General features: G+C 62.8%; 5 protein-coding genes. All 5 read left to right on the forward strand.

Annotated elements, in window-relative coordinates:
• The first annotated feature begins 672 nt into the window (after positions 1–672).
• The gene (locus WBR57_RS06220) at positions 673–3,009 is read left to right on the forward strand and encodes a putative bifunctional diguanylate cyclase/phosphodiesterase (protein WP_424083078.1); all 2,337 of its coding nucleotides are present in this window, start codon (positions 673–675) and stop codon (positions 3,007–3,009) included.
• Between the two features lie 200 nt (positions 3,010–3,209).
• A complete protein-coding gene (locus WBR57_RS06225) occupies positions 3,210–3,890 on the forward strand; it encodes a methylamine utilization protein (RefSeq protein ID WP_424083079.1) in 681 nt (226 codons plus the stop codon).
• The gene (locus WBR57_RS06230; RefSeq protein ID WP_424083080.1) at positions 3,874–6,222 is read left to right on the forward strand and encodes a putative bifunctional diguanylate cyclase/phosphodiesterase; all 2,349 of its coding nucleotides are present in this window, start codon (positions 3,874–3,876) and stop codon (positions 6,220–6,222) included. Before WBR57_RS06225 ends, WBR57_RS06230 begins: the two co-directional genes overlap by 17 nt.
• The gene (locus WBR57_RS06235) at positions 6,223–7,086 is read left to right on the forward strand and encodes a DUF3034 family protein (RefSeq protein ID WP_424083081.1); all 864 of its coding nucleotides are present in this window, start codon (positions 6,223–6,225) and stop codon (positions 7,084–7,086) included. It abuts the gene before it with no gap.
• Positions 7,086–7,505 carry a group I truncated hemoglobin gene (locus WBR57_RS06240; RefSeq protein WP_424083082.1) on the forward strand — a complete coding sequence of 140 codons (420 nt, stop codon included), beginning with the start codon at positions 7,086–7,088 and terminating at the stop codon, positions 7,503–7,505. The genes WBR57_RS06235 and WBR57_RS06240 overlap by 1 nt, the downstream gene beginning before the upstream one ends.
• Positions 7,506–7,654: the final 149 nt, after the last annotated feature.

The raw sequence follows: 7,654 nt of genomic DNA on the forward strand, positions 1-7,654 counted from the left end.
CTCGGTTGATCAGTGGCAACCAGTCGCTGCCTTCGCAGGCAAGCCAGCTCCCACAGAAACGCAGATCTGCTTATGCTGTAGATTTGCTTTCGCTCCTCGCTCTGCGCTCTTGATCTGCTTCAACCACGCAGGTCGGCTACCAGGCCGCCGTGCTGTAGATCTTGATCTTGATCTTGATTTTGATCTTAGGCGCCCCGTTAACCACGCTGGCCGAAAACAGGTAGTACGGAGCGGGTAAACCGGCAGGACGCCGGTTTAGCCGCGACGGGGCAGGGACGGCCCGTCGCGGCGGCCCGCGCAGTACTGCCTGTTTTCGGGCACACCGAGCGTGAGCGAGGTGCCGAGTGGTGGGGCAAGAGCCCTTTTGGTTACTTTTGGGGCTCTTTTCCAAAAGTGACTCGCCGTAAGGGCGAAACCATAGGCGGCCGTTACCGCAACAACGGATATGCCCACCCCCACCCATCCCCAGCCAACCCTCTGTCGCCAATAAACCGACACCAAACTCCCCGTATTTATTAGGTGCGATCCCCCTCAGTCCCAGCTAATCTCCTGAAACCAAATATTCAACTCACATGGATATTTTTTTGACGCCAAGTCAGCAGTCGCCAGGGACAGCTCATGACAAAGGGACGCAACGGCAGAGAACGGCGAACGCTGCCAGAGGGCACTGCAATGAGGTGGCGCCACACGTTCCAAACCCGCATCGCCGGCGTGCTGGCGCTATTACTGTTGGTGGTCGTCGCGGCCACCTACTTCGCCGTCAAGGCCGCCACCTCCCGTGCGGTGGAAAACCAGGCGCAAGTCCAACTCAAAACCGGTAGTCAGGTGTTCGAACGCCTGCTGGACCTGCGTGGCCGTCGTCTGCAATACGGCCTCGACTGGCTCACGGTGGATGGCCCATTCAAACTGGCGGTGGCCGGGGGCCAGACCGTGCCGATCCTCGCCGCCCTGCGTCGGCATGGCAGCGGGATTCGTTCCAGTGAAGTGTTCGTGCTCGGCCTGGATGGCAACGTCATGGTCAGTACCTTGCCGAGCCTGACGCGCGGCCAGCCTTTCCCGTATGCCGAGGCGCTGCGCCACGCGCGGCGCAGCGGCCTGCAGATGTTGATCGTGGCCATGGACGGCCGGCCCTACTTGCTGGCGCAGGACGAGGTGCGCAACCCCTTGCCCATCGCGCGAGTGGTCATGGGTTTTGCCATGGACAAACTGTTCGCCAATGAACTGCGCTCCATGAGTAATCTGGAGGTGTCGTTCCTCAGTGTGCAGAACGGCAAATCGGGGCCGCTGTTCAGCACCCAGCCCGACGCCTACCAGGCGACCACCCTCAGCCTGCTGCGCGAGGGGCACCTCAACCCGGAACCGCAAATCCACCTTTTCTACGGCCAACGGGTACTCAGCCAGGTCGTGCCGCTGGCCAACACCGGTGATGGCAATGAGGTGCGCGTGTTGCTGCAAAGCCCGCTGGACCACGCCCTGGAGTCCTTCGCGCCGCTGGACCGGCAGTTCCTCGGGATTGCCCTGGCAGTGCTGCTGGTGTCTTTGGCCGGCGCGTTGTTTTTGGCGCGGCGTGTGTCGCGCCCGCTCAACGCGCTGGTGGAGGCCGCCGGGCGTATCGGCGCCGGTGATTACCGCACGCCGGTGCGCGTGCGCAGCCACGATGAGTTCGGCTTGCTGGCCCGGGCCTTTAATGCGATGCAAAGCGGGATTGCAGTGCGCGAGCGGCAGTTGGCGCACAACGCGCTGCATGATCCGCTCACCGGCTTGCCCAATCGCGCGCTGGCCATGGAGCGCCTAGGCAGTGCGATCAGTGCGCGGCGGCCGGTGGTGTTGCTGTACCTGGGGATCGAAAACTACCGTGCTATCAACGAAGGATTCGGCCCCCAAGGTGTGGAGGAAATGCTGCGTGAGGCCAGCCGTTGCCTGTCGATGAGCCTGTTGGCCAGTGACACCGCGGCGCGCATCACTGGCAGCGAGTTTCTGCTGTTGCTGGAAAATACCGAGATCGACCGCGCCGTGGCGCGCGCCGACCGCCTCTACGCGTTGCTCACCGAACCCCAGCGCATCGGCAATGATGAACTGCGCCACGAAGTGAGCATCGGCATCGCCGCGTACCCCGCCGACGGCCAGCAGGTTGAAGAACTGATCAGCCGCGCCGCCATCGCGCGGCACGATGCGGCCACGCTGCCGGGCTATTTGCAGATCTACCAGCAGGACCGCGACCTGGCTCACCAGCGTCAGATCACGCTGATCCGCGACCTGCGCCGGGCTGCCGTGGAAGGTGAGTTGTACCTGTGCTACCAGCCCAAACTTGACCTCACGAACGGCCATGTGCGCCAGGCCGAAGCCTTGCTGCGCTGGCAGCACCCGAGCCTGGGGCTGGTGTCGCCGGCCGAATTCATCCCACTGGCCGAGCGCACCGGCAGCATGAGTGGCCTGACGCAGTGGGTGATCGAGGAGGCGATCCGCCAGGTCGGCGAGTGGGGGCAGCGCGGTATGCACCTACAGTTGTCGGTAAATATCTCAGTGGACGACCTGGCCGATGATGACTTGGCGATTCGCGTGACGACCTTGCTGATGCAATACGGCGTGCAAGCTCAACAGCTGATTTTCGAGATCACCGAAAGCGCAATCATGCATGACCCCGAGCAAGCCCTCAGCGTGCTGGAACAGCTGCGTGGTTGCGGCATCAGCCTGTCGGTGGATGACTTCGGCACCGGCTATTCCTCGCTCGCGCAATTGCAGCGCTTGCCGGTGCAGGAATTGAAGATCGACCAGTCCTTTGTGCGCAACCTCGACAGCACCAGTGGCGATGCAGTGATCGTGCGCTCGACCATCGAAATGAGCCACAACCTGGGGCTCAAGGTAGTGGCCGAAGGGGTCGAGTTCGAGCCCAGCCTCAAGTTGCTCAAGCAGTGGAATTGCGACACCGCCCAGGGCTATCTCATCAGCCGGCCGCTGAATGCCATGGCGTTTGAAATGTGGATGCGCCGTGAGCGAACCCCGGTCTAGAAACCGCTACCGGTCGACTACAGCTTTTTTGCGGGTGGTCGATAACCTCTTCAGAGCCTGACCGATTGCATAGGTTTTTATCGACCAACGGTCATGCATCTCGCCCTTCTGGATGATGGCATTTTGCCTTGCTTGCGGCATTATGATCGCTGTTGTTGGTGCCAAGGCTGGCCGCTCATTCCATTTTTTGCGGATCTACCATGGCACGATTGATTCACCTGTTCTCGGGTATGGCGCTACTGCTGACAGCGGTGGTCGGCCCTGCCTCTGCGGCCACGTTGACGGTGCTGATGCAGCAGGCCGATGGCCACCCGGTGGCTGACGCGGTGGTGACCCTGAAGGGCCCGGCTGCTGCGCCAGCCGGCATCCTCAAGGCCGATATGGACCAGCGCGGCCAACGTTTCGCCCCGCATGTGCTGGCGGTGCACACCGGCACCCAGGTGCGCTTTCCCAACAGCGACAATATTCGCCATCAGGTTTATTCCTTCTCGGCTGCCAAGCGTTTCGAATTGCGCCTGTACGAAGGCACGCCCACCGACCCGTTGCTGTTCGACAAGCCTGGGGTGGTGGTGCTCGGTTGCAATATCCATGACTGGATGCTCGGTTATATCTACGTCACCGATGACCCGCGTTTCGGCGTCAGCGATGCCCAGGGCCAGGTGCGCCTCGAGGACCTGCCGCCCGGCGATTACCACGCCACCCTGTGGCACCCGCAGCTGGCGGACATGCAGCCGTTGGATGGCGGCACCTTGCACGTCCCCGCGGCGGGGCTCAGCCATCGCGTCACGCTGAGCCTGGAGCCCGCGTCGGAGGACCTGCCGCCAGCACCGACAGCCTTCGGCGATGCCTTCAATCGAGCCGCCCATGAAACTGCGCAATAGTTTCCAGGCGCGGGTCGCCTGCGTGTTGATCCTGCTGTCGCTGGTGGTAATCGGTGCGCTGTATTTCAGCGTGAAGGCCGCGACCCAGTCGGCGGTGCAGGGCCAGGCCCACACGCAGCTGGCGGTCGGCACGCGGGTGTTCGAACGGTTGCTCGAAGTGCGCGGCCGGCGCCTGGCCGATGGTGTGCAACTGTTGGCCGCCGACTTCGGCTTTCGCGACGCCGTGGCCAGTGGCGATTCGGCGACGATGCGCTCGGTGCTGCTCAACCACGGCAAGCGCATCAATGCCAGTGACATGATCCTGTTGGGCATGGACGGCAAAGTCCTCGCCAGCACCCTCGACGAAGTGCCCGAAGGCTCGACTTTCCGCTACGACCAGGCGCTGCGCGAAGCTCGGCGCAATCGCCAGGCCACGCTGATCGTGCCCTTGCAAGGCAAGCCACACTTGCTGGTGGAGACCTCGGTGCTGGCGCCGTTGCCGATTGCGCGGGTGGTGATGGGCTTCAGCATGGACGGCGCGTTTGCCGATGAATTGCGTTCGTTGAGCAACCTGGAAGTCTCGTTCCTGGCGATCGATCACGGCCAGCCCGGCGAACTGGTCAGTACCCAGCCGCCGTTGCTGCGCGACAGCATCGTCGAGCTGATGCAGGGCGACTCGACGCGCCGTGGCGTGTCCACCACCGATCACCTGGAGCACAGTTTCCTCAGCCAATCCCTGGTGCTGGCCAGCGATGAGAACGGCAAAGTCCTGGCGTTGCTGCAAAGCCCGCTGGATGCGGCGATGCAAGCTTTTGTGCCGCTGGATGAAAAGATCCTCGGCATCGCTTTGATCGCGCTGGTTGCCTCGTTGATCGGTGCCTTGCTGCTCGCGCGCACCGTATCGCGACCGGTGCAGGCGCTGGCGCTGGCGGCCGAGCGCATCGGCCAGGGTGACTACCAGACCCCGGTGGTGCTCAAGCGCAGCGATGAACTGGGGCGCCTGGCCCACGCGGTCAACTCGATGCAAAGCGGGATCGCCGAGCGGGAACACCAGCTGGCTCACAACGCGTTGCATGATCGCCTGACCGGCCTGCCCAACCGCGCGCTGGCCATGGAGCGCCTGGGCAGTTCGATCACGTTGCAGCGGCCGATGGCGCTGATCTACCTGGGCATTGATAACCTGCGTGCCGCCAGCGAGACCGCCGGGCCGGACGCCGCGGACCAGTTGCTGTTGACCGTCAGCCAGCGCCTGCAAGCCACCTTGCGCCCCGGCGATACCTTGGCGCACCTGATTGCCGATGAGTTCCTGCTGCTGCTTGAAGGCGCGGGCAGTGAAGAGGCGGTGGGCCTGGCCGACAAGTTGCAGCAACTGTTGCTGCGCCCCCAGCGCATCAACGGCCACGACTTCGCGCTGGATTGCCGCCTGGGCATCGCCGCTTACCCGGCCGATGGCGAAAGCCCCCACACCCTGCTGGAGCGCGCGGCGATTGCGATGAAGGACGCCGCGCAAATGCCTGGCCGCCTGCAAATCTACGAGCAGGGCCGCGACCTTGCGCATCGCCGGCAAATCACATTGATCCGCGACCTGCGCCACGCACCCGGCCAGGGTCAACTGCTGCTGCACTATCAGCCCAAACTGGATATTCGCCAGGGCCACGTGCGCCAGGCCGAGGCGCTGTTGCGCTGGCAGCACCCGCAGTTCGGCATGGTCTCGCCGGCCGAGTTCATCCCCCTGGCCGAGCGCTCGGGCAGTATCCGGTTGTTGACCCACTGGGTGATCGAGGAAGGCATTCGCCAGCTCTGCGAATGGAACCGGCGCGGCCTGTATCTGCAACTGTCGCTGAACATCTCGGCAGACGATTTGCTCGGCGATGAGCTGGCCCACCGCGTCTCGGCGCTGCTGCGCAGCTATGGCTTGCCGGCCGAGCAACTGGTGTTCGAGATCACCGAGAGCGCGGTGATGCGCGAACCGGAAAAAGCCCTCAAGGTTCTGCACCTGCTGCGCGATTGCGGCATCAGCCTGTCGGTGGATGACTTCGGCACGGGCTACTCGTCGCTCGCGCACCTTAAGCGCCTGCCGGTGCAAGAGTTGAAAATCGACCAATCGTTTGTGCGCAACCTCGATGAAACCAGTGAAGACGCGGTGATCGTGCGCTCCACCATCGAGATGAGCCACAACCTCGGCCTCAAAGTGGTCGCCGAGGGCGTCGAATACGCCCACAGCCTGCGTCTTCTGGAGCGCTGGCAGTGCGACACGGCGCAGGGATACCTGATCAGCCGGCCCCTGGGGGCCGAGGCTTTCGAAGCCTGGGTGGCGTTGCCCCTCAGTGCGCAAACTTCTTTGGTTCATTGAGTGTTAGACGTGCGTCATTTATTGATCGGCTGCCTGGCCGCCCTGACAGTGCAAACCAGCCTGGCCGATAACGGTCGCCTGATCGCCACCGGCGGCGCCAGCAGCATTGAGGGCACGGCGGGCGGCGGCATCACGCCGTGGGCGGTGCTGGCCGGGTATGGCGAGCAGCACGAGTGGGGCGCCACGGCGTTCGCCACCACGGTCAACCTGCCGGATTATCGGCTGGACGTGGCCGGTTTGGCGCTGGCCTATGACAACCGGGTCGAGCTGTCTTTCGCCCGCCAGCGCTTCGACCTCGGCACCCTGGTGCACAGGCTGAACCTGCCCGAGGACAACCTCGGCCAGGACGTGCTTGGCGTCAAGGTGCGGTTGTTTGGCGATGTGATCTACGACGCGTTGCCCCAGGTGTCACTGGGCCTGGAATACAAGCACCAGACTCACTTCGATATACCCAAGCTGGTCGGCGCCAAACGCAACAGTGACGTTGAAGGCTATCTTGCCGCCAGCCGCTTGTTCATGGGCGCAGCCTTTGGCTACAACGTGCTGGTCAACGGCAGCCTGCGCTACAGCCGGGCCAACGAAACCGGGTTGCTCGGTTTTGGTGGCGACCGCCGTGACAGCCGCAGCCTGCTCAAGGAGGGGTCGGTGGCGCTGCTGCTGAACCCGCGTTGGGCGGTAGGTGTGGAGTATCGCGAGAAGCCCGACAACCTGTCGTTCGCCGGTGAGAGCGACTGGGCGGATGTGTTTGTCGGCTACTTTCCCAACAAGCATGTGTCGTTTGTATTGGCTTATGCGCGGCTTGGGGAGATCGCTACGCTGGATAACCAGAACGGTACCTATCTGTCGGTGCAGGGGAGTTTTTGATGCGCTTTTTATCGGTGGCTTTGGTGTTGCTGCTTGGTGCGTGTGCCCAGCAGCCGGCCAAGGATGACAGCCTGTATCGCGACCTTGGTGCGTTGCCGGGCATCACGCGGATTGTCGAGGGGATGTTGCTCAACATTGCCCGTGATGAGCGGATTGTGGAGCGCTTCCGGCGCATCGATATCCAGCGTTTGCGCAATAAGCTGATCGAGCAGTTTTGTGTGGAGGCGGGGGGGCCTTGCACGTATACCGGCGATAGCATGGCGGAGAGTCACAAGGGGCAGAATGTGAGCCGCAGTGATTTTAATGCGTTGGTTGAGGATTTGATCAAGGCGATGGACAGCGAGGGGGTGGCGGTGCCGGTGCAGAATCGGTTGATTGGGCGGTTGGCGGTGATGCGGGGGGAGGTGATCGAGCATTGATCTTTGTTGGGATTAGCTGTTGGGGGGGTGTCAGAAATTTTGTGTTCGGGCATACCATGAGCAAGAGGTGCATGTATGCCAACCAAAAAGAAACCACCGCTGCGTGAACTACCAAAAATCCCGAAAGAGCTGCTCGAGCAGTTTGCTGA

It is taken from the genome of Pseudomonas sp., from assembly GCF_049590575.1.
Taxonomy (GTDB): domain Bacteria; phylum Pseudomonadota; class Gammaproteobacteria; order Pseudomonadales; family Pseudomonadaceae; genus Aquipseudomonas.